General features: G+C 59.0%; 17 protein-coding genes and 5 pseudogenes. 14 read left to right on the forward strand and 8 right to left on the reverse strand.

Annotated features, from left to right (window positions below; all coding sequences use genetic code 11):
- Nucleotides 1-68: 68 nt before the first annotated feature.
- From HWX91_RS17850 to HWX91_RS17880, 7 genes are all read left to right on the forward strand, one after another.
- The gene (locus tag HWX91_RS17850; protein ID WP_028197532.1) at nucleotides 69-1,331 is read left to right on the forward strand and encodes a site-specific integrase; all 1,263 of its coding nucleotides are present in this window, start codon (nucleotides 69-71) and stop codon (nucleotides 1,329-1,331) included.
- Nucleotides 1,324-2,307: a tyrosine-type recombinase/integrase gene (locus HWX91_RS17855; protein ID WP_028197533.1), complete on the forward strand. Its 984-nt coding sequence runs from the start codon at nucleotides 1,324-1,326 to the stop codon at nucleotides 2,305-2,307. Before HWX91_RS17850 ends, HWX91_RS17855 begins: the two co-directional genes overlap by 8 nt.
- On the forward strand, nucleotides 2,304-3,314 hold the full coding sequence (locus tag HWX91_RS17860; protein WP_028197534.1) for a site-specific integrase: 1,011 nt from the start codon (nucleotides 2,304-2,306) through the stop codon (nucleotides 3,312-3,314). Before HWX91_RS17855 ends, HWX91_RS17860 begins: the two co-directional genes overlap by 4 nt.
- Before the next feature lie 286 nt (nucleotides 3,315-3,600).
- Nucleotides 3,601-4,806, forward strand: coding sequence for an IS91 family transposase (locus HWX91_RS17865; RefSeq protein ID WP_025647643.1), 1,206 nt, complete (start codon nucleotides 3,601-3,603; stop codon nucleotides 4,804-4,806).
- A gap of 406 nt (nucleotides 4,807-5,212) precedes the next feature.
- A complete protein-coding gene (locus tag HWX91_RS17870) occupies nucleotides 5,213-6,412 on the forward strand; it encodes a tyrosine-type recombinase/integrase (protein WP_028197535.1) in 1,200 nt (399 codons plus the stop codon).
- The gene (locus tag HWX91_RS17875) at nucleotides 6,409-6,933 is read left to right on the forward strand and encodes a hypothetical protein (protein WP_028197536.1); all 525 of its coding nucleotides are present in this window, start codon (nucleotides 6,409-6,411) and stop codon (nucleotides 6,931-6,933) included. The genes HWX91_RS17870 and HWX91_RS17875 overlap by 4 nt, the downstream gene beginning before the upstream one ends.
- A 150-nt stretch (nucleotides 6,934-7,083) precedes the next feature.
- Nucleotides 7,084-7,572 (forward strand): DUF2127 domain-containing protein, encoded by a 489-nt coding sequence (locus tag HWX91_RS17880; protein WP_025647650.1) that lies wholly within the window; start codon nucleotides 7,084-7,086, stop codon nucleotides 7,570-7,572.
- A gap of 245 nt (nucleotides 7,573-7,817) precedes the next feature.
- On the opposite strand, the pseudogene HWX91_RS40775 reads toward HWX91_RS17880, so the two are convergent.
- Nucleotides 7,818-8,084, reverse strand: a pseudogene (locus HWX91_RS40775) (integrase); the annotation flags it as partial.
- Nucleotides 8,085-8,317: 233 nt separating this feature from the next.
- On the opposite strand from HWX91_RS40775, the gene HWX91_RS17885 reads away from it, so the two are divergent.
- The 3 genes from HWX91_RS17885 to HWX91_RS17895 all read left to right on the forward strand — a co-directional run bounded on the left by HWX91_RS17885 (nucleotide 8,318) and on the right by HWX91_RS17895 (nucleotide 10,612).
- Nucleotides 8,318-8,656, forward strand: coding sequence for a DMT family transporter (locus tag HWX91_RS17885; RefSeq protein WP_025647654.1), 339 nt, complete (start codon nucleotides 8,318-8,320; stop codon nucleotides 8,654-8,656).
- A 126-nt stretch (nucleotides 8,657-8,782) separates the two neighbouring features.
- A complete protein-coding gene (locus HWX91_RS17890) occupies nucleotides 8,783-9,649 on the forward strand; it encodes a DMT family transporter (protein ID WP_028197538.1) in 867 nt (288 codons plus the stop codon).
- Nucleotides 9,650-9,739: 90 nt separating this feature from the next.
- On the forward strand, nucleotides 9,740-10,612 hold the full coding sequence (locus HWX91_RS17895) for a hypothetical protein (RefSeq protein ID WP_025647658.1): 873 nt from the start codon (nucleotides 9,740-9,742) through the stop codon (nucleotides 10,610-10,612).
- Between the two features lie 157 nt (nucleotides 10,613-10,769).
- Here the strand turns inward: HWX91_RS17895 and tnpC are convergent, their stop codons facing one another.
- The 3 genes and pseudogenes from tnpC to HWX91_RS41335 form a co-directional block, all read right to left on the reverse strand.
- Entirely contained in the window at nucleotides 10,770-11,144 is a 375-nt protein-coding gene (tnpC, locus tag HWX91_RS17900; protein WP_028197539.1) for a Tn3 family transposase post-transcriptional regulator TnpC, read from the reverse strand.
- 14 nt (nucleotides 11,145-11,158) lie between these two features.
- A pseudogene (locus HWX91_RS17905) lies at nucleotides 11,159-14,145 on the reverse strand (Tn3 family transposase).
- Between the two features lie 536 nt (nucleotides 14,146-14,681).
- Nucleotides 14,682-15,139 (reverse strand): annotated as a pseudogene (locus tag HWX91_RS41335) (DDE-type integrase/transposase/recombinase); the annotation flags it as partial.
- 401 nt (nucleotides 15,140-15,540) lie between these two features.
- On the opposite strand from HWX91_RS41335, the gene HWX91_RS40780 reads away from it, so the two are divergent.
- Entirely contained in the window at nucleotides 15,541-15,849 is a 309-nt protein-coding gene (locus tag HWX91_RS40780; protein ID WP_244144097.1) for a GMC oxidoreductase, read from the forward strand.
- A gap of 321 nt (nucleotides 15,850-16,170) precedes the next feature.
- Nucleotides 16,171-17,157, forward strand: coding sequence for a glycosyltransferase family 4 protein (locus HWX91_RS17920; RefSeq protein WP_390417168.1), 987 nt, complete (start codon nucleotides 16,171-16,173; stop codon nucleotides 17,155-17,157).
- A gap of 133 nt (nucleotides 17,158-17,290) precedes the next feature.
- On the opposite strand, the pseudogene HWX91_RS40505 reads toward HWX91_RS17920, so the two are convergent.
- The 3 genes and pseudogenes from HWX91_RS40505 to HWX91_RS41345 form a co-directional block, all read right to left on the reverse strand.
- Nucleotides 17,291-17,423, reverse strand: a pseudogene (locus HWX91_RS40505) (ATP-binding protein); the annotation flags it as partial.
- 637 nt (nucleotides 17,424-18,060) lie between these two features.
- A complete protein-coding gene (locus tag HWX91_RS41340) occupies nucleotides 18,061-18,249 on the reverse strand; it encodes a hypothetical protein (RefSeq protein ID WP_025647663.1) in 189 nt (62 codons plus the stop codon).
- A complete protein-coding gene (locus tag HWX91_RS41345; protein WP_423803343.1) occupies nucleotides 18,218-18,847 on the reverse strand; it encodes a hypothetical protein in 630 nt (209 codons plus the stop codon). Before HWX91_RS41345 ends, HWX91_RS41340 begins: the two co-directional genes overlap by 32 nt.
- Before the next feature lie 2 nt (nucleotides 18,848-18,849).
- Between HWX91_RS41345 and HWX91_RS41350 the strand changes: the two are divergent.
- A pseudogene (locus HWX91_RS41350) lies at nucleotides 18,850-18,984 on the forward strand (transposase domain-containing protein); the annotation flags it as partial.
- 833 nt (nucleotides 18,985-19,817) lie between these two features.
- Nucleotides 19,818-20,192, forward strand: coding sequence for a GAF domain-containing protein (locus HWX91_RS17930; RefSeq protein WP_025647666.1), 375 nt, complete (start codon nucleotides 19,818-19,820; stop codon nucleotides 20,190-20,192).
- Between the two features lie 139 nt (nucleotides 20,193-20,331).
- Here HWX91_RS17930 and HWX91_RS17935 read toward each other — a convergent pair whose 3' ends face one another.
- Nucleotides 20,332-21,942, reverse strand: coding sequence for a putative bifunctional diguanylate cyclase/phosphodiesterase (locus tag HWX91_RS17935; protein ID WP_052660760.1), 1,611 nt, complete (start codon nucleotides 21,940-21,942; stop codon nucleotides 20,332-20,334).
- Nucleotides 21,943-22,002 lie beyond the last annotated feature (60 nt).

Raw genomic sequence — 22,002 nt, forward strand, 5'->3', positions numbered from 1 at the left:
TACTGCACATAAAGTTTCATGATGGGCTCCTGGCGGCCATCGTGATCGCCTTTGTGAGGAGTTCGATCATGGAGAAGTCAACCCATCAAGTTTCAAGCCATCTGCCGTTGCAGCAGTTCGTCGCCGGTGCGTTGAGCGAGCTGAAGAGGCTAGGCTATAGCAGGAAATCGCTCTGGCGCTATCGCGTAGTCTGGCGTCATCTCATTGAGTTTTGTCAGGAGATGAGTCTGGGCGATGAGTACTCCCTGGAGCTGGCGAAACGGTTTTGCTCTACGTATCAAGTTCGTGCCGACGAATGCGTGAACTCTGACCAGGGGTGGCGGCGGAATATCGTGGTTTCCCTCAAGGTTCTCGAGCGCTTTGCGCATGACGGGTACATTGAGCGCATCGTCACCGACATGCAGAAGATACAGGTTCCCGCACCCATGAGCACGGCATTGCGCGACTATGAACTGTACTGCCGGGATCGCCGTCATCTTCGTACAACGACCCTTCGCGAGCGGACGCGGGAGATAGCGATATTCGCGGATTTCCTTGGTTCAAGGAATATCACGTCTTTTGATCAGATGCAGCCGGCCGATCTCTGCGCATTTGTGACCGCGCAACATCGTCTGTCGGCGAAGTCAGTCTCGCGCATCGTTTCCGATGTCCGTTGCTTTCTGCGCTTTCTTCTGATGCGAGGAATTCTGCAGCAGGATCTCAGCCATGTATTGCCGGTGGTCCACGTTCCCCGCGATGCGACTATTCCGTCGGTCTGGGCCCCGGAAGTCCTGACCAGGCTGCTCGAAGCCGTTGATAGAACCTCGCCCAAAGGTAAGCGCGATTACGCGATCTTTCTACTTGCCTGTCGCCTCGGATTGAGAGTGGGCGATATTCGCGCACTATCCCTCGACGATCTGAAGTGGGAAACGGCCACAATAGAGGTTAGGCAGTCGAAGACCCTCGCACCTCTTTGTTTGCCATTGACGGAGGAAGTTGGCGAAGCGCTGATTGACTATCTGAGATCGGGCCGTCCCCACTCGGATCATCGAGAAGTGTTCCTCACATTGAACGCGCCTTTCCTACCCTTCCGCGAAGCCGACAGCCTACATTGGATCGTCCGTCATTGGAAGGCCATGGCCGGGATTCACTTCAGGACTCCACAACGCTATGGTTTGCACTCGCTACGCCACACACTCGCGACACAATTGCTCCATGAACAGACGCCGTTTCAAGTCATCAGCGACATCCTGGGGCACGCGACGACAGCCTCGACGTTGATCTACGCCAAGACCGACGTGGAAACCCTACGCACTGCTGCGTTGAACACCGAGGAGATGCGCCATGTCTAGTAGCAAATTCAAGGGCCAGTTCCGGAGTGCTGTCGGCTCACTCATGGAACAGTTCGTCCAGGAGAAACGGGCGTGTGGGTACCGATATGATGAGCCAGCCCGCTTGCTGGCATGCTTTGACCGCTTCCTGAGCGATGAAACGCTAATGGAATGCAAGCTGCCGCGCTCGATCAGCCGCAAGTGGCTCGCCAAACGGCCCCACGAGAGCAAGGGCACCCATGATCATCGTATCTGTGCAGTTCGCCAATTTGCCCTGTTCATGTGCCGGTTGGGATATGCCGCTGATGTGCCGGATCGATGGCCGATGGAAAGGGGAGCGAGCAGCTTCTCTCCACGCATCCTGACACATGCCGAGATTCAGCGGCTGTTGCAGGCGGCTGACCAGCTTACACCGACCGCCCGATCCCCAATGCGGCATCTCATCATGCCGGAAGTGCTTCGGCTCCTGTATGGCTGCGGGCTGAGGATTAGCGAGGTGTTGCACCTGCGCGTGGCCGATGTGGACCTCGAGCGGGGAATCCTGACGGTACGTGATGGCAAATTTGGTAAGGACAGGCTCATCCCACCAGCCTTGCCGCTGGTACAGCGCCTTCGAGTCTACGCACAAGTCATGGGCGATCGCCCGTCCGACGCCTACTTTTTCCCTTCGCCATCAGACGGCCCGCTGAGCCACCCGGCCATCTACTGGCTGTACCGGGAGCTGCTGTTGCGCTCCGGGATCCCGCATGCCGGCAGAGGCAAGGGGCCGCGCTTACATGATCTTCGGCACAATTTCGCCGTCCATGCGTTGCTGCGGTGGTGTCAGGAGGGAGCCAACCTCGATGCGAAGCTTCCGGTGCTGGCAACCTACCTCGGCCATCGCTCCCTCGCCGGAACGCAGTGCTATCTGCATCTGATCGCCGAACTGTTTCCGGAGATCACGGCCCGCACGAACGCCGCCTTCGGTGATGTCATCCCGCGCAGGAGCGGATCATGAAGCCGACGGATTTCTCCATGCTCGTGACCAGCTTCCTGACGCACCATCTGGCCGCACAGCGCAACCTGAGCCCCAACACGATCAAGGCCTATCGCGACGTGTTCACCCTGCTGCTGCGATACTGTCGTGACGTGCGGGGAATCGCACTGGAGCGTCTGTCTCTTGCACAGATCGACGTAGGCATGGTCGAGGCATTCCTTGATCACCTGGCCAACGAACGGCATGTTTCGGTCAGCACGCAGAATCATCGCCTCGCGGCATTGCACGCGTTCTTCCGCTACGTACAGTCGGAAGTACCCGAGCGCCTGCTGCAGTGTCAGCAGGTCCTCGCGATTCCGCTGCGGCGACAGCCGCGCGCCAGCGTCGGTTACCTCTCCAGGGAATATCTTGCACAGCTTCTCGCACAACCGGACCTGCATACGTCTGAAGGCCGTCGGGATGCAGTGATGTTAAGCGTACTCTATGACACCGGTGCCCGGGTACAGGAGTTGATTGACCTGAACGCCGGGGACGTGCGCCTGGATCCTCCATCGCAGGTGCGCCTCAGGGGAAAGGGTCGAAAGCTGCGCGCCGTGCCGCTGATGGACTCGACAGTCGAGCTGCTGCGCCAGCATCGACGCGATAACAACCTCGATCGCCCTGAACACACCGACAAGCCACTCTTCCAAAACCGGCAAGGCACACGATTATCGCGCTCGGGTGTGCGATATCTTCTGCAAAAGTATGTGATTCCTGTAAGGCGAAGTCACCCTGAATTCACGCAGCGGGTAAGTCCGCACAGTCTGAGGCACACAAAGGGAATGCACCTGCTGCAGAGTGGCGTGCCGCTCGAGATCATTCGCGACTTCCTTGGTCACGTCGATGTGAAGACAACCGAGATTTATGCTCGCGCAAATCTCGAGATGAAGCGCAAGGCTCTCGAGAAAGCCACCGACGGCGCGTCGCTTCCAAAGATCCCATCCTGGCAGCAGAACAAAACGCTGCTCGAATGGCTGCATTCGCTGTAGGACTGCGGAGGTTACGCACGCTGATTATTGGCTGCGGGCCTCCACACCTGTCCAAACTTTTATGTAGAGTTCCTACGACCGGAAACCTTTGCTATTGCGAGCGGAATTCAACACTGCACATAACAACTTTCTGCCGGTAATAACGCAAATGTGCTGCAGCACATTTCCGTTATCTGAAGGTGGCTACCAGCACAATCTGCGCGACCATAAGCCCGTTTGACCTGCTCCCTCAACCAGTTGCGCCTGACCCGCCAGAAGAACCACCCGCAAACGTCTGAGCACGTCCATGAAGACTGCTCAACTGGAAGTGGCAGATGTATTGCGTCGCTACGGCACCGCGTATCGTCAAACCCATGCCGGGTCACTCAGTCTCGCCCAGCGGCGCGTCATGAGCGCGGTTGAGCTATGCCGGACCGCTGCGCTCGGCGGACATGTCGAACAGTGCGATGCCTGCGGCCATCAGCGCATCGCCTATAACAGCTGCCGAAATCGCCACTGTCCCAGGTGCCAGTCACTTGCCCGCGCACAATGGCTTGACGACCGTCAGGCCGATCTGCTGCCGGTACCGTACTTCCACGTGGTGTTCACGATCCCGCAAGAGATCGCTGCGATCGCCTACCAGAACAAGGCGGTGGTCTACGACATCCTGTTCCAGGCCACCGCCGAAACACTGCAGACCATCGCTGCTGATCCGAAACACCTCGGCGCTGACATCGGCTTCATCGCGATCCTCCACACCTGGGGGCAGAACCTGCTGCACCATCCACACCTGCACTGCGTGGTGCCAGGTGGCGGTCTGGCGCCGGACCACTCACGCTGGATTGCCTGCCGTCCTGGTTTCTTCCTGCCGGTGCGCGTGCTATCACGCCTGTTCCGGCGTCTGTTCCTCGAGCGGTTGCAGCGTGCCTTTGAGACCGGGCGCCTGCGGTTCTTCAACGCCCTCGCGCCCCTGCAGCATGTGCAGGCGTTCGCCCGCTATCTGGATAGCCCGCGACGCGCGGAATGGGTGGTGTACTCCAAGGAACCGTTCGGCGGGCCGCAGCAGGTACTCGGCTACCTGGGGCGTTACACGCATCGCGTCGCCATCTCGAACAATCGCCTGATCGCCATCGCTGATGGACACGTCACGTTCCGCTGGAAAGACTACCGCCATGAATCCGCACAGCGTGTGATGCGGCTCGACGCACCGGAGTTCATCCGCCGCTTCCTGCTTCACGTGCTGCCGCGCGGACTGCAGCGTATCCGTCACTATGGGTTCCTCAGCAACCGGCGCCGCGAAACCGGACTCGCCGAATGCCGGCGTCTGCTCGAGGTCATACCACCGCGCGCGACTGTCACTGATGAGCTCAGCCAGGACTATCGTGACCGCTATGCCAGACTCACCGGTCGATCCTTGCGTGACTGCCCAGCGTGTGCGCGCGGACACATGGTATGCATCGAACTCCTGCCGCATCACGCCCGGCCGCGGGCACCTCCCGGTGGTGTGCCGTGACGCCCGCGCCTTCACGCTTCGCGTACCTGCCCGGACAACCGGTCGCCCGGTTGAGGCAGCGCTCGGCCGCGCCGCAGCCAGCGCGACGCCACAGTCCACATCGCACCGCCCGTCACGATCGCACCAGCGTCCTCGCAACCTTCACACGCAGCAGCGGCACGTCTTCCACGACGCATCCAGCACCGCCATCTGCAACATCACGGTCATCACCCTGATTCAATGCCCATAGCTGCTGACGCCAGCGGAGCGGTTTAGCTCAAAGAATTTTTAGCGAAGCGGACGCGGATTTCATACCGTGCCTGCGTTCATCCCGGTGCGCCGCTTCCGCTTCGCTAAAAATCCTCTGCCTAATCGCAAGTAACTTTGCTGTACGCTGCGAAAACCTGATTCCAGACCGCGTCACACCATGAACCTCGCCGTCGCACGCTCCGAACCTGTTCTCGCAATCGTGCTGCCGGCCGCGCTCGACGGCAGCCTCGGCACCAACCGCGCGAGCGGTCGGCACAGGCAGATCGCCGCCGACACGGATATCGAGGCCGTGCGGCTGTGGCTTGCCGAATACAGCGCATCACCGCATACGCTGCGCAGTTATCGCAAGGAGGCGGTGCGCCTGCTGCTGTGGGCCACGCAGACGCTCGGCAAGCCGCTGTCGAGCCTCACGCGCGAAGACTTCCTGTTGTATGAGCGTTTTCTCGCGGCGCCGACCGGCGACTGGGCCGATCCTGCGCTGCCGAGGCGAGGCCGCGCGCGGCGGCTGTTCGACGGGCCGCTATCGGAGCGCAGCCAGCATCAGGCGCTGGGCATCCTCTCGGGCCTGATGACTTACCTGGTAAGCGCCGGCTATCTGGCTGGCAATCCGCTCGCGCTGCGCCGTGGGCGTACGACGTCAGCCAGGCGATCTCGCCGGGTCGAGCGCTACCTTGATCACGCGTTGTGGGATCACGTGCTCGCGAGTCTCGAGCTTTGGCCGCGCCTGACGGAACGCGACGAGCAGCACTACGTGCGCAGCCGCTGGCTGATTCGCCTGCTGTATCACACCGCACTGCGTGTCTCCGAAGCTGCGAATGCCAAGGCGGCCGACTTCTATCAGCGTCGAGGAAAATGGTGGCTGCACGTCGTGGGCAAGGGCGGCGCTGAAGGCGATGTGCCCGTCAGCGACGCACTGATGGCCGACTTTGCGCGGTACCGGGTCTTTCACGGCCTGTCGCCCGCGCCATCGGCGAGCGAGACCGGTCCGGCCGTGATGAGTATCGCCGGCAACGACGCGCGGCACCTGACACCGGCGGCGATCTACCTGATCGTCAAGGAAGTGTTCCGGCGCGCGGCGGACGCGCTTGAGGTTACCGATCCGGTTGGCGCCGTCACGCTGCGCCGCGCGTCAACCCACTGGCTTCGTCACAGCGCAGCCTCGCATCAGGCGGACGCCGGCACCGACCTGCGCTTCATCCAGAAGAACCTGCGGCACGCGTCGATCGAGACCACCGGCATCTATCTGCATGCCGAGGACGACCGGCGGCATGCGCAAACCGTCAATGAACCGGATCAACTCCGCCTGGCACAAACCGATGCCGTTCAGCCTCCACCCACTTCACCGGGACCCGCATGAAGCATTCGGATTTCCATATCGGCCTTGAATTCATGGGCATCGCGGGCTTCTGGTGGCGCTGCACCGATGTCGGCAAGCGGACCATCGTTGCCATCCAGCTCGATCGGGACATTCCCCACTGGTATAGCGGACCGCCCTATATCGCGAAGGAAGTAGTGTTCGACGAGCACGAAATCGCGGCCTGTCATCGGACGGAGGAAGAGGCGATCAGGGCTGCCGTCCACGAACATGAAACCTCCGGGCACCCGGGTTTCCCGCATGAGGTCGTCACGCACATGATGGACGTGCGCTACAAAGATCCCGATAACCGGTACCCGCACAAAGGCGTTCTGCGTTTCGACCGGTGCCGGCCAGACGGCGAAATCCTCCATCCCTACGCGGGCCGGAAAGACGGGGAAGAGTGGATTGTGGAACTGTACCTGCCGTTCCTGAGGATCTACGGGGAGATGCCGGAGCGCGATTTCATCGCGTTGCCGGTCACGACAGCTGCCAATATCCGCCAGCGGGCCGATCGACAATAGCCTTCCCTGAATGAGCTGGATGAATAGGGCCCGGCAATTTTTATTGTGGCTCTATAGCAGGATGGTTTAAATGGATTTTTCTGCTCCATTGCTTCCGGGCCGGCGCCCCCGCGATTGCAGCCGGATCCCTTTGATAAAAGGATCAAATTCATGAACGAAAAACGAATCCACCAGATTTTTTCCGTCAGCCTGATTCTTAAGGGTGCTCACGCATTGATCGAATGTATTGGCGGTCTCGCGTTGACCTTCGGTGACAAGAGCACAATACTGGCGTTGGTTAACACGCTCACGCAAGAAGAACTCGTCGAAGACCCGAAAGATTTTATTGCAACCCACCTACTTACTTTCGCAACTCATTTTTCTGTAAGTAGCCAGCATTTTTACGCGTTCTACCTTTTAAGTCATGGAATCATTAAGGTCTTTCTGGTCATCGGTCTTCTCAGGAATAAATTGTGGGCATATCCGGCGTCTCTCGTTGTATTGGGTCTATTCATTATTTATCAAGGATATCGTTTTTCCTATACCCACTCCTTTGGTCTGGTTGTACTGACGGTTCTTGACCTCTTCGTTATGTTATTGATCTGGCATGAATACCGTCTCATGCGTCATGGCAAGATCAAGTCGCAAGCTGCACTCTGACGCCTATGGCCTATGGGCAGGTACGAAAGCGCGAGTTCATCGCGTTACCGATCAAGAGGGCCACCGATATGCAAGCCAAAGCTGATCGTCAATAACGACATAGCGCGCACGGCACCGATCACGCATGAGAGTTCGCATTCGATGCGTACTTCGTTAGCGCGAATTCCCTTGCGTAACAACAGGTTGACGGCGTTTTGGCGAAAATTTTACGATTACCCACACCGACAGATTAGACGAAGTGACGGCCGACCCTCCCGTAAGCGCTCACCGTCAGGGTGCTCAAAAACGGCGGCGAGATCCGGCCGACCGACCTGTCGCGCGACCTTCGCCAGTCGTCGGCGAATGCCGCCGAGGACGCCCCGTGCCGACCGCCCGGCCCCGACGCGCTGCGGCAGGTAGCGCTCCACGGCTTTGCGAACCGGCGTGCCGGCGTACCAGGCGCGCAGCATGGCGAGTTCGTCGGCATCTGGAAAATCGACGAGGCGAGGTTCAGACGAAGGCGTGGAGGTCAGGGGCGTTTTCCGTTACGTCGATTCGCGACACGGAGCGCGTGTCGCGCTGGCCAATGCCCAGTCCGCACAAATGCCGAAAAGTAAATCACGTGCATGAGACAACTGACATGACAAAAACAGATAGCGGCTGTCTTGCGATCCTCTGCCGCTTGTACTAATCTAACCGCATCCGGGGTACCGCTGGCATCCTCTTCTCAACGTTCGGTATAAACGTTGAGGTAGTGAGGATTTGTATGCCCGCGATTCAAATCGCATGGATTCTTCTCGGTGTCAGCGTCACTGCTGAAGTGCTCGGCACCATCGGCCTCAAAATCTCCGCTGGATTTACTCACCTCCTGCCAACGGCTTTCACTGTCGCTTGCTATACGGGTGCAGTCTGGCTCATGGCGATCTCCACCAAACATATTGAGATCGGGATGGCCTATGCGGTGTGGGCAGGAGCCAGCACCGCGCTGACTGCTCTTATCGGCATCGCGTGGTTTGGTGAATCCATCACCACCCTCAAACTGCTTGGTCTCGCCTTGGCCGTCGTTAGCCTGATCGTGCTGAACCTTAGCGAGAGCCCTCCATAGGGGTGGTCAGTTCGACTGTAAGACCGAAATGCGTACCGCGTTCGAGCGGCACCGCGTCAAAAGATCCTTGCGCCTCGGCACGCATTGCCGGCTGGCAGATGCGCCCCGCGCTGTAAAGGTGAACCGATGAAGACCGAAAACATGTGGGCAACCGCACTGGTTGGTGTGACGATCCTATGGGGTTGGTCGTTCGTCGCCATCCACGAATCCCTAACGACCTTGAGCGCCACTGCGTTCAATGCATTCCGCTTTCTTGTTGGCGGCGTTGTCATGCTGATTCTTCTGGCGCGCAAACCACGGCGGATAAGATTCGACGAACTGAAGGACGGCGCCTTCGCGGGCGTGGCTCTCTTCTTGGCATTTACGTTCCAGACAACCGGGATTGCCTACACAACGGCGTCGAACGCGAGTTTTATTACGGGGCTGGCGGTCGTATTTACGCCGCTCTTCGCGCTGATCTTATTGAAGGTGCAGCCGAATAAGCAACAGGCGTTTGGCGCTGTCATGGCAGCGGTCGGATTGGCTCTTCTTACCATAAGTAACCTTTCTGTTCACATCGGCGACGTCCTGGTCCTCGGCTGCGCAGTGTTTACGGCGCTCCATATCGTCATCCTGTCGAAGGTCAGCAAGAACCATGACGCGGAAGTCCTGGCGTTCATTCAGGTCATGGTGGTCGGCGTGTTGTCTCTCGTATGGTCGATCGCGACGGGAGAATTCTCTACGCCACATACGTCGCAGGCCCTGACCACTATCGTCGTAGTAGGCATTGGCGGTACAGCGGTCGGCTATTTCGTGCAAACCAAGGCCCAAGTGGAGTCGCCTCCGAGCCGGATCGCACTCATCCTGGTCCTTGAGCCGGTTTTCGGCGGATTGTTCGGTTACCTGCTGGGAGGCGATCGCCTGAGCGCCATAAATTTATCTGGAGCCGCCCTGATCATTGTTGCCATGGTCGTGACGGAGTTCAAGCCAGGAATGCGTGCCGTGTCGAGCTAGAAACATTTGGGCGACGATGCGGCATCTTGTTGTTGGTCGTTGAGTTGACGTTTGTAGTGCAGATGACATTTCCGTGAATTGGAGAGCAATATGCAAGATACATTCGTAAAACAAGCTTCCGAGAGCGATCTGATTTTGATCGATAAAAAGGTCGACACCGCTGCACCGTGGCCGGCCTGGGCCGAACAGATAATACAGACCGGCTTTGCAATCGTCAGCATATCACCTGGCATGCAAAGCGACTTCGAGGGGCTACAGGTACTGGCCGGAAGTGTTCGTTTCAAGGACAAGCAAAACTTCAGCTTTGTCGAGCGAACTGACGGCTATTTCCCGGTTGGCTATTCCTTCCTCAAGGAGAAGGAGAACTCGGACCTGTGCGAGATATTCAACTATTGGCACAGGTTCAAGGAAGACCATCAAAAATATGACTTCTGCAAAACCGACTTTTACTCGCGGATCGCGAGCTACGAAGCGCAGGTGTCAGTGTACGGCCAAAAGATTGTCGACGAAATTTGCAGGAAGTACGAGTACACCCGGCCAGTCCTGACCCGGGATGATTCGTACCTCCAGTTCAATCACTATCGGGAAGATCTGCGGCTTTGCAGGAAGCGATATCTGCAGGGCAAGCACGAGGATGGTCACCTGATCACGGTGATCAAGCCGAACGCTCCTGGCTTGGTCATCTATCGGGACGGCAAGGAGTGCCTGGTGGATCTCGCGAAAGATCAGGCCATCGTCATCGCCGGCTCCCTGCTCACGCAGCTATCGGACAGCGATATTCAACCGGTCTATCATGCTGTCTTGAATCTCACGCTGCCAGCGGCCAGATCATCCATCGTCTACAACGTAAACGTCCTGGCGCATTCGCTTCCCAGCTTCCGCGCAGGCGCCGATATCAGGATGTTCGAACTCGCGAACGAACAGCACCTTCAGTTCGGACATAATCCATACGTGCTTGGGTAGTTCTGCTTGTAAGCTCCCTCCGGACCGATTCGCGCACCGTTTGCAAAGCGAGTCTGTGCGATCATGGTCCGGAGCGGGCGAGCCTCGATATACGTCCGCCTCGCGCGCAGCGCCCGATAATAGTCGATTCAGCACATAGCCGGGGGACGTACCCTGTTCAATTGGCGTTGAACGCGTCCGCATCATCGGGGCGCAAGGTCTCAAGGGGCTCCAGGGTGTTACGAAGCGCGAGTAGGTCCGCGACGTGCTGATCGATCTGGTCCATCGCATCCGTGAGCAGGTCGACGACCGATTCGCGCTGGCAAGTCACAACCGGACTGGCGCCATTGATAAGATTATGGGCCATGCCGTGAAGCCGTAGCAGATCATCGCGCAACCCCTCTGGATCGTACAGGCGAGTGCGTACCGTATCGAGGGTGTCGACGGCCGCAAGCAGACGTGTCGTGTCGTAGCTCGACTCCAGAACCTGCAGCGCGTGCGTGTCGACCGTACCGTAGGGAGTATCCGTATTGGCGGAGGTAGCTGTGCTCATACGTGTGCTCATCACTATCGCTGTCCGTCCGGGCGTGCAGCCTGCCCGAACAGCGCATCCTTCATCCAGCTCTCCGGCGCACGGTCGAGGTGCAACCTGTAGTTGCCGAAGCGCTTGACATTGTGAGTCGGATAAGGACTCAGGAATTCGATGTCCTGCGGCCGGACCGGCTCGCCTTCCTGCACCATGTCGCGCAGCGCACACATCAGGTCGACGGTGTTCTGTAGGATCACGGCCGAGGCCACGAGATCATTGTAGCGCAGCCGTTTTTGCTGCTCCTCCGGCTCGTTTTCCGCGATCACGTCGCCGCCGAACGATAGCCACTTCGCGAAGCCGTTGTACGACTCCATCTTGTTGGTATTCGCCGTGACATCCTGGCGCAGATCGCGGTTGCCAATCCATTCGAGCAGGAATACCGTCCGAACAACGTTGCCGAGCTCGCGCGCGGCCAGGTACAGCCGGTTCCTGCGGCTTTCGGAACCGAGCCTGCGCAGCAGTAGCGGCGACGAGATGGTGCCGGCCTGGATCGACAGCGCCACCTGCATCAGATCCTGCCAATGTCGCTCGATCAGCGTCCAGTCGATCGTCGCCGTGAAAAGTCTGTCGATATGGCGATACTTCGCGTCCTCGGCCGGCCGGTAAAGAACGAGGTCCTTCCAGTTACGGATCCGGGGCATCAGCTTGATGCCGAGCAGGTGCGTGAACGCGAACACCGCCGACGACTGGCCTTGCGTGTCCGAGTGAACGGTGTCGGCCTGAACCGACAGGCCGGCCTTCAGCAACCCTTCGATCACGTAAATGGCCTCCCACACACCGGGCGGGATGAAATGCCGGAAGACCGCGATGTAGTTGTCGGCGACGTGCCGGTAGGCGACCGCACCCATTTTGCGATAGCGGAAGTGATAGCCCGCGAGCAGGTTGTTGTCGTAGAAGTCGTACTGCGTACCGTCCGCCGCGACTGTCTTGCCGTCGCCCCAGTGTTTCGGCAGATCGAGCCGCAGGTACAGTTCGATCAGTTCGCGCTGCGCGGTTTCAAGTCTGTCCACGCTCATGTGCCTGCGATTGACGAACGACATCATGTGCGCGGTCACGTCAGCGTCCAGGTGCCGGGCAGCCTGTGTGGGCCCAAGATTGCAGCCCATCGCGAAGACCGTCAGCAGGTAGCGCTCGGCCGCCTTGCGGATCTTCGGATCGGTGCCGGTGAGCGGCCCGAAGTGTCGCGTGAAGTGCGTCCAGTGTTCGATGTTCGCGAGGATGTCGAGCAGGTTGCGGGTCGGCAACCGCGCGTTGAGCCGCTCCTGCAAGGCGATCGCGCTCGCGGGAATTTCCTTTGCCACGGTTCGGCGCAGGATCGGTTCGCCGTCCTGGCCGATTGTGACGTGATTGCGTTTGTCCGGAAACCCGTCATCGAGCTTTTGTGCGGCGTCCGTGAGCCACTGGCGCAGGTGAACGACGAAATCCGGCGCGTTCTCAGGCAGCCCCACCTTTGCACAATAGTCCGGCAACCGCTGCTCGCATTCGCGCCACGACAGCAGATGCGCCCGGTAGTCGGCAAAGGCGTCCGAACCTGACACGCACAGATCGCCGACCCGCAGTTCGTCGGCCATACTGGAGAACACGCACAGTTCGAGGTAGCGCCGGTTAGTCGGCGCACCGTCGCCATGGGCGCGCTTCACGAGCTTGCGCCAGCGCGGCGCGGCGAAGCTCAGATCGACTTCGGTTTCGATCCATTCCCGGTGCAGCGACTCGTGCTCGAGAACCGTGTCGAGTGCATCCAGCAGCGCCCGCGCCTGACTGGTCGAATCCCACTCAAGGATGCGCGCGAGCCGCATCATGACGGAGCGGTGCGCACGGAAATGCTTCCACAGCGGCAGGTAGTTGCCACCGCTGAAGGCACGCACCGCGGCACAGCTTTCGCGCAGCGGCTCAAGATCGCCGCGCGGCGCGAGCCACTTCCGGATCGACTGCGCGATGGTCATGTCATCGGGGTCGTCGATGAGAATGTCGACCACACCGTCGAGCAGCACCACGAGGTTTTCCATCTGCTCGCGCTGGCGGCTCTGGATCAGGTCGAGTTCGTCACGTGCCCGTTTGTGGATCGCCCCCATGCGCCGGATGAACATCTCGGCCAGATCGTCCCGGGCGCGCACGCGCATGCGGTTGAGCAATGCGACGATCAGAGTATGGCGTTTCTCAGGCAAGGTTTCCTTCAGGTTCGCCGCATCAAGGCTCATCGCCTGCGTCGCGAGCGAACGGAGCTTCGACGCGGGGATGCCCGAGAGCGCATGGCTGAAATCGCCCAGTCCGTCGAGCCAGTCGAGGTGGTCGATCAACATGTCCAGATGCTGGCGCGATGGACGCTTCGCGTGACGCTTGATGCGGTTGTACGCGGTCTGGCGGCTCGCGAATTCCCGCGCGAGGAGCCGGTCAAGTTCTCGCTTCTGATCATCCGTTAGACGCCGCGCCACGCGGCGAAAGAGCCGCGTCTGCGTCTTTGCGTGAATCTGCTCCGCGATCCGGTCCAGTGTGGAAAACGCGGGCAGTTCGACCTGTTGCACGATCAGTTCATCGATCGTCGCGTTGATGATGTCAACCGGCTGATCCATCGATGTCGCCGCTGTGTGGGCCGCCCGTGTCGCAATCGTATTGGCATCGGTCCCGTAGTACGGTTTGACGCCAAGATATTCGCGAACGGTTGTGTAGTGCCGGAACAGCGTGACTGACGAGTGCGTGTCATACCCGAAGCGGGTCGCCTGGGCGATGTTCGCCGCCGCACGAATATGCTCGACGAGAGCGGGGGAATGCTGTCGATCGACGGGAAATGGTGCATCTGCTGGAACACCTTGAGCAGGACCAGCAGGCCAAGACGAGGTCGCTCGCCCCGTGTCGCACGCCGCGCCCACTCGAGTTCGTCGGGCAGTGGCGTGTAGCAGGCCTGCAGATCCCCGGCCGCAAGGACCTTGGGAAATCGCGGGTAGGCGGTGCGCTCGATGGTAGCCATGCGAGTCATCCTGATCGCAGAGGGCCACTCAGATTAGCGCAAGAAAACCGCGTTGCCATTGCCTCATATTGGAATATGGCGGCGAATTCTCATAACCAAAAGGCTTATGATAGGAATTTACGCGTTTAGGCACAGTTCCGGGTTGTATACAGTTCAGCAATCTTCGGAAGTGGCTACGGCCGACCGATGCCGGTTTGCTAGGAACAGCACCTAATGAAGGTTCGCATAATAAGAGCAGGCTTTTCCGATCGGCCATGGTGGCCGAAAGGGGAAGCTGATGTCCACGCCATCGACGCCGACCTGGCAACAAAGGAGCGAGCCCTTGAGAAGCTCGCGCCCACGGACGCAACTTCACTTAGGTTCAAGCCCACCGACAGCGTGCTTGCCTTCCTGCAACAGCTCTGATTATCTACAGTTGGTCCGCCGGCAATCCAGAAACATCGGATCGTCAGCGGACAAACTGTGTACAACCCGGAACTGTGCCTAAAAGCGCCTATGCCCTGCAGCGCATAAGCGCTTATCTTGGCTTGCCCCCTCTTCATCTCGCGCACTGCGCGGTGCGAAACAGCATAACCGTCGGGCGTAATGGTCTCCGGCGACTGGCCCTGATGCCTAAGGGCCTGGCTGAAGAAGGCTTTGGCGGCGGCCATGTCGCGCCTCCCCTGCATGAAGTCCACCGTCTGGACGACTCGATCCCCGCACGGCAGGGGTAGACGCACCTTCCGCACATCTTTATATGGGTCTCCTCGACACCCTAGGAGCGACCCGTACCCGTAGTAGAACGGTTACAGCGTTTGACCAACTCGGGCGTATAGCGCCTCAGCCAGTGCAGGACCGTCGTGTGAGCCAGCAACAAGCCCCGTTCGACCATCATCTCAACCAGATCGCGTAGGCTGAGCTTGTAGCGCAGATACCAGCGAGCAAACAGAATGATGATTTTCCGATCAAGATGACGTCCGCCGAACAACTCCTCCAGACTCTTCAGCTTGCTCATGGCGGGTCATCAGGTCGCTTTACTCCGACAGCTCTAACCGATTCGCCGGACCTATTTGCAACATAACCCTCGTCGATACCGCCTGCTTCGGTCGGACGCGCCTGTTGCAGCCCCGCTCCCTTATCACCGAAGTCAAGCTCCAGACGATCGCTGAAGCCGAGGCAAATTGTGACAGCAGCGTGACATTTTCGTCACAGAAAGACGAGCTAGGCATGAACCGCGTGACGGTCGACTGACAGCTGACAGAGTTGGTAAAGCGAACGTTTGACCGCACCGTCGCATTGCTGGCGGAAGAATTGCGGCGTGCCTGCGTGACGGACGTGCAGACCGACGATCCTCTGGAGGGCAAGCCGTGGCCAGCGCTACTCGAAGGCTCGCGGCGTCACATGGGCACGACCCGCATGCACGACTCGCCCGGTCATGGTGTAGTCGATTGTAACTGCCGGGTACATGGGATGAGCAATCATTACGTGGCAGGCAGGTCGGTATCTCCCGCGGTTGGCGCTAACTTTCCGACCGTGTCGATCGCGGCAATAACCTTGCATCTGTCAGAGCATATTCTGAAGGCGCTGCAAGGCGAAGTTGCGTCGCTGGGATGGCCGGCATCGATGGCAACGGGGGAGGGGCGACGTGGATACGAAGAGGTAATGCCGTTCGCGACGCCAACGCACCACGCGCGGTCAGAGACTACCTTCATTGACAAAATGTAGGCCGCTACTTTTCAACGCAGTGTTCGTGTGGTATCGAGCGTTCGTCAAGCGACGGAAGGCCGATCGGTCGAAAACGTCAGGATAAAATTACCGGCACTGGAGCAACGCAAAGAAATACTGGTCCCGTGGACCTGACGGGAGCTGTCACCGAGACTCGCGGCGTTCTCAACTCGGCGCGGCCTGGATGCCGATCGAAAGCGGTAGCTCAACGATATACGGGGGAAATGTGAGAATTCTACATTTAGTCCTTTCGCCGCGTCTCTCCGGGGCGGAGGTGCTCGCGAAAGACCTGGCTATCTATCAGCAACGGAGTGGGAGGCAGTGGGCGTGACTGCGTTAACGCCACCTCGGGAGGACTTTGCCCAACTGCACGATGAGCTTTTGAGCGCTGGGGTCCGATGTCTGTTGCCGCTGCATGCGGCTGGGCTGCCGGGCAGGCTGTGGGGCCTTTTCCGATCGGTGCGGATGTTCCGCCCTGATGTGATCTTCGCGCGCGCAACGATTCCGGCATTTTACGTTCGATCGCTACCTATTACGGTACCCATCGTGTACGTTATGCACTCGGCAACCAATGACTTTGAGCGCGGGTTTTTTCGAACCGTCGAACGCGCCTTGAGTCGAAGGGCCGAAGCGATTATCGCTGTTTCCCCGGAGAACATCCGGGACTATGTCGCCGCGGTTCGCCGTCACCCTTGTCTTGAGTTGATCCCAAATGGGGTGGACGTCGCGCGCTTCTCCGGCCAGCGTCCTGCGTGCAGGTGTGCAAAGACACGACTCATCGTCCAGATCGGGCGGTACACGTCTGTCAAGAATCAGTTGCTTACTGTTCACGCTTTTGCCGAACTGATAGAACAGGTGCCAGATGCACGCCTGCTTCTTTGCGGCGTGATTGAAGACGATGCGTATCATCTTGCTGTTACTGACCTGGTTTCAAGGCTAGGGTTGGATAACCAGGTGACAGTCGAAGGCCCACGATCGGACGTCGCTGAGCTTCTCGCTGACGCAACCGCGTTCGCTATGCCGTCGCGCTCGGAAGGACACAGCATTGCGTTTCTGGAAGCTCTTGCGTCGGGCATCCCTGTCGTCGCGAGCGACATCCCCCCGTTTCAGTTTGCAGCCCATTACGCCGCCGTAACTTTGCTCGACCCTGAGAGCACACGCGATTACGCGAATGGGCTGATCGCAGCGATGAATCAGCAACGCGTCCACCGTCCTCTGATCGGATTGACACTTGCCGATACTGCTGAAAGATATCTTGCGGTTGCCAGGCGCGTGACACGTAGGGAAGGTGAAATGTGTGCGGGTTGACTGCCGCGGGCAACATGGTGGACAACACTGGCTGGCAGACGCCGCGACATGCCTGCCCGGATCGCGGACGGTCAGTTCGAACTCAATTCCTGGTGGCATAAATTGCCGCATCCGGTGAAGCAGGACCAAGGGGTTATTTAGCTATTTTTGCTTTCCGTGCAAACGTTTCGGCAACCTCTTTAAGGCGATAGCTGCGACCATCGAATTCGAGCAGATGGCACGGATGGATGAGCCGGCAGGATCGTGGTGCTCATCGTGTTGTTGCCCCAGGTTACAACCTCATTTTCCTCTCCGTTGGCTTGCAAAGATGCTCAAGGAACGCGTGGCTGAAATCAGCCTAAGCTCTTAAACTAGTAATTGACGGCCAGGCTTGTCATGAGGAGGCAGAATTGCGCTACCAGAAACACAACAGTATCGTTGAGGCCACACAGTGGCTCGGGCCGGGGGATCATCCGGCTGTCGTACAGCGGGGTATCACGTGGGCGATAGCGACACCTGAAGGATGGACGGATGTTCATCCTACTGACTGGATTATTACCCCTTCGGAGAGCGCATCTTTTTGCGTGAGTAACGCGCTATTCACAAATCTATATGAGCCGGTTGCTGAACAGACCCCGGACGCCCCTCCCAGCGCTCCGGGTTACCCACAAATTGGGCGCTGTCCCGAAGACAAAGACAGTTGAAGGTTGGGACGGCGGCTGCGGCATAGGTCAGGCAACCTTCCGATCGTGGTCAATCGATTTTGGGGTCGATCGTTTCAAGGCGGCAGCGAGAATCCAGAGCTCGTTCACGCCCAGGATTTTCCGGAAGTGCTTCCCAGCTTCCAGGAAGCCAGCGGCCGTCCAGCGCTAGGCCATACCGGCGTCACGACAGCGCTTCACGCGCCCCGCGCCGTTCGGATTCTCAATGATGTTGGTCGTCCAGCCCACGGATGAGCGCCGGCGTCAGGCCCAGCTTGCTCACCATGAACGTCTCCCCGAGCCCCTCGAGCAGTGTCGGCGAGGCGTCCGGATGGTCTGCCTTGAGCCACGCCGCGTGTGTCTTGAGCTTGGTGATGCCATTATCGGCCGACAGCTTGCAGGCCGCCTTCATGATCGCGGCGGATTGCGAAACGCTCTCTCTGGGCAGGCGCTCGAGAACGTTGCGCTGTTAGTGCATACGGTGGCGCTGCACGTGGGCCCGTTCGCCGAAAAACTCCTCGATGGCCGAGCGCAGCGCTTTGGAACCATCGATCACAGACAGGTATTGGCGATCCGCAGGCAGGCCGCGCTCGATCAGTCTGCGCAACAGATCCTTGTGACGATCTGGGCGTTCTCACTCGAGCCGCTTGCGAGGCCCAGGAGATGTTTCTGGCCGGGGGCTGTCCACCGCCGATGGCGGCGATGATCTGAGGCGAGTCGACGATGATGCCGTCCACGTGGATCGCCAGGAAGTCCTTGTCATCGAATCGCCGCCTCATCAGCTCGGTGAGCGCCGTCTGACTGGCCTCGATGAACTTGCGCGAGACGCTGCTCCTGGAGATGCCGACGGTGCCGGCCGTCTCGGGCAGGACCTTGGCATATTTGCGCGTCGACATGCCCATGACCATGATCTCATGCACGCGCTCGGCGAGCCGCGGATTCTCGTTCAATTGCTGGTAGGCGGGGACCGGCACTTCGCCCCCCCCGATGCCGAAGGTCCGAAGCAGCACACAAGAGCTTCCTGTTTGCCGATGCCGGCGCACATGCCAGCGCAAACCTCTACTCTCTGGTCCAAACCTGCAAGGCCGGTGGCGTCGATCGATATCGGTACGTTACCCGGCTGTTCCAGCGCCTTCCTCTCGCGTAGACCGTCGACGATTACGCCGCGCCAATGCCCTCGAACATGCCCGCTGGACCACGTTAAGTCGGTCGCTTCTCTTCCCGCCACTCTCTGACCGGCGTCGTTAATTGGCGGCCTACAAAAAACCTATCTGCCTGAGCGAAATAACTTGACCATTACAAACCTGTACAGTCGGTTTGACAGGCCCGACCCTGCACACTCGCACGGGCGGTGCCGGGCAGTGCTGGGTCATTCAACGCAAGCACGCATTGAAGGCGCGCACAGCGTTGGCCGCCGCGCGCTTTTCGCGCCGCTGCAACTCTTCCACAAGCAGTTTCTGGAATAGCGCCGTGTCCTTTTGACCGTATAGCTGAAGAAACTCTTCAAGTACCTCGCGAACGGCGAGTTACTCGGTTTCTGGTGTCAGCATGCTGGCGATATGGGAGCATTCCCGAGCCAGTTCCAGCACGTAAATCCTACGAGCTGACGCTAACGTCTCGCCACTTGTCCGGCCCCGTGGCATTGTTCTTTTTCGCTCTCATTTTTCGTGACAACATCGCGCCTGGCAGAAGAAGCACCACTCGCGTATGTCTTCCAATTGGTCATATCTATGATAGCGGGCGTTGCTGAAGAAAAACTTAAGGTGCGCCACTCGCGAGCGCGACACGTGACGAGGCGTCCGGCAATATATAAAAAAAGCCGGCCATAGGCCGGCCCGAAAAGCCCTAGCTTCCGAGGTAGCTAGAACCTGAGAGAGCATGCGCCGCTGGGGGCCCGTACTGCCATGGCTGGCGAGTCCGAGAACGGCGCGCGACGCGATAATAACCCAGAAATGGCGCTAGACTATCGCGCGTATCACCGTGTTGACGCCGACGCGACAATGGTTCAAGGCGCGACACGGCATAGGGCTTACCGAACCCCCCCGTTCGCAGGCCTTCTGCAATTACACGCTGTTGCAGCACGACGTGTTCGTCGTCGAGGATGCCATTGTTGACGGCAGGTTCCGGGACAATCCGCTCGTCACCGGGGAGCCGCACATCCGGTTTTATGCGGGTGTTCCAGTCCATGACGCTGATGGACACCGTCTCGGCGGATTGTGCGTTATTGACCGGGTTGCGCGCGCCTTCGACGCGAGGCAGCGGCGGCAGCTTTCCGTCCTCGGGGAAGCCGTCTCGGAGAAAATCAGACTTCGCCTCGTCGATCGCCGCGCAAAATGGATGGGCGCAACCCTGTAGTGGACAGAGGAGGGCATCCGGGCTATCCGTAGGCTGTTGGCTTTTCACTTGCGGTCCGGCGCATCCGTGGCTCAACCGGTTTGAGTTTTTGGGCCAACTCCTCGCTGGGGTACTTGCCCGATGTCTGTTAGCCAACGTCTCAGGATGTGTAGGGTTCCTCCGCATTTCGCAGGAGTTCCATCATTTGCGCAGCCTGCAACGGTTTCGAAAACAGGAACCCCTGTCCGCTTTCGCAAGACCATTCACGTAGGCGGGCTGCCTGCGCATCGGTCTCGATCCCTTCTGCGGTTACGTCCAGATCGAGAGAGCGGGCCAATGAGATTATCGCCTGCACGATTGCGTCGTCTTCAGCGTTCGTGCCGATGCCTTTCACGAACGACCGGTCAATCTTGAGGACATCAAGGGGCAACGCTTTGAGGTAGCTGAGCGAAGAGTAGCCCGTGCCGAAATCGTCAATGGCGATCTTGATGCCCTGAGCCTTCAGCTTGTGGAGCGTGTGGATGCTTGCTTCCGTATCCCGCATGATGATGCTTTCGGTTACCTCAAGTTTTAGTGATCCGGGCTGGATGGCAGAGAGACGAAGCGCGCACATGACATCGCCCACGAGTGAGGGGTCTTCAAACTGGCGCGGCGAGAGATTCACGCTGAGTTGAAGCGGCGGCTCCTGCGGAAACATGTCCTGCCAGATCGCTGCCTGCTGGCAGGCGGTCTGAAGCACACTACGTCCGATTGGAATAATCAGGCCGGTTTCCTCTGCGATGGGAATGAATTCCGCCGGCCCGATCAGCCCGCGCTCCGGGTGTTGCCATCGCACCAATGCCTCGACCTCGCGAACCTGTTCTGATAGCAGGTGCACGATCGGCTGGAAATGCACGCGTAGCTCGTTCCGTTCTACTGCCTGACGCAGATCTGCCTCAAGCGTTAAACGGTCCAGCACATTAAGGCACATGTGGGAGTCGAACGTCATATACCGTGCCTTGCCGGCGCTCTTGGCCCGGTACATGGCGACGTCCGCATCGCGGAGCAGCGTGTCAGCGTCAGTCTGGCTCGGGCTCATCCCGGTATCAGTAAGCGCTATGCCTACGCTGGCGGTAACAACGTAGCCCCTGCCTTCTAGCATGAACGGGATTTCGAACTGTTTCAGGACGCGCTGCGCGATTAATGTCGCATCGCTCCCGGATTCGCTTGTCAGTCGATCGAGCAGGATCACGAACTCGTCACCGCCGAGACGGGCGACTGTGTCAGACGGGCGGATACAATCCTCCAGCCGTCGCGCGGCTTCAACCAGAAGTGTGTCGCCCTGCCGGTGACCGAGGCTGTCATTGACTCGTTTGAAATTATCAAGATCAATAAAGATTAGCCCGACTCTTGCCTGTCGTCGGCTTGCACGCGCAAGCGCACGGTCGATTCGATCCTGAAGTAACGCGCGATTCGGTAGACCGGTGAGAACGTCGTAGAACGCCTGCTTTGTGAGCTGCTTTTCGAAGATCTTTCGCTCATTCAGGTCTCTCAGCGTCACGACAAAGCCGCCGACTGCGTCATCATGCGAAAGATTGGTGACCGAGCATTCGACGTAATGCCAGGTGTCCTTGATATTGGGCACGCGCAATTCTACCGTGGCCGTCCCGCTCGCAGTTCCGGAGACCTGCCGCCAGACTGCAGTAAGGGCGGCTTCGTCCCTGGGGTGGATCAGATCCGCTAGCGAGGTACCGGACAGATCACCGTTCGGCCCCCAGAAATCCGATCCCATCGTTGGTACCTGGTAAAAAATGCCGCCCGTTAGACGGCGTCAAGCAGCACGGCCGGTCAG

Source organism: Paraburkholderia fungorum, from assembly GCF_902833645.1.
Lineage (GTDB): Bacteria > Pseudomonadota > Gammaproteobacteria > Burkholderiales > Burkholderiaceae > Paraburkholderia > Paraburkholderia fungorum.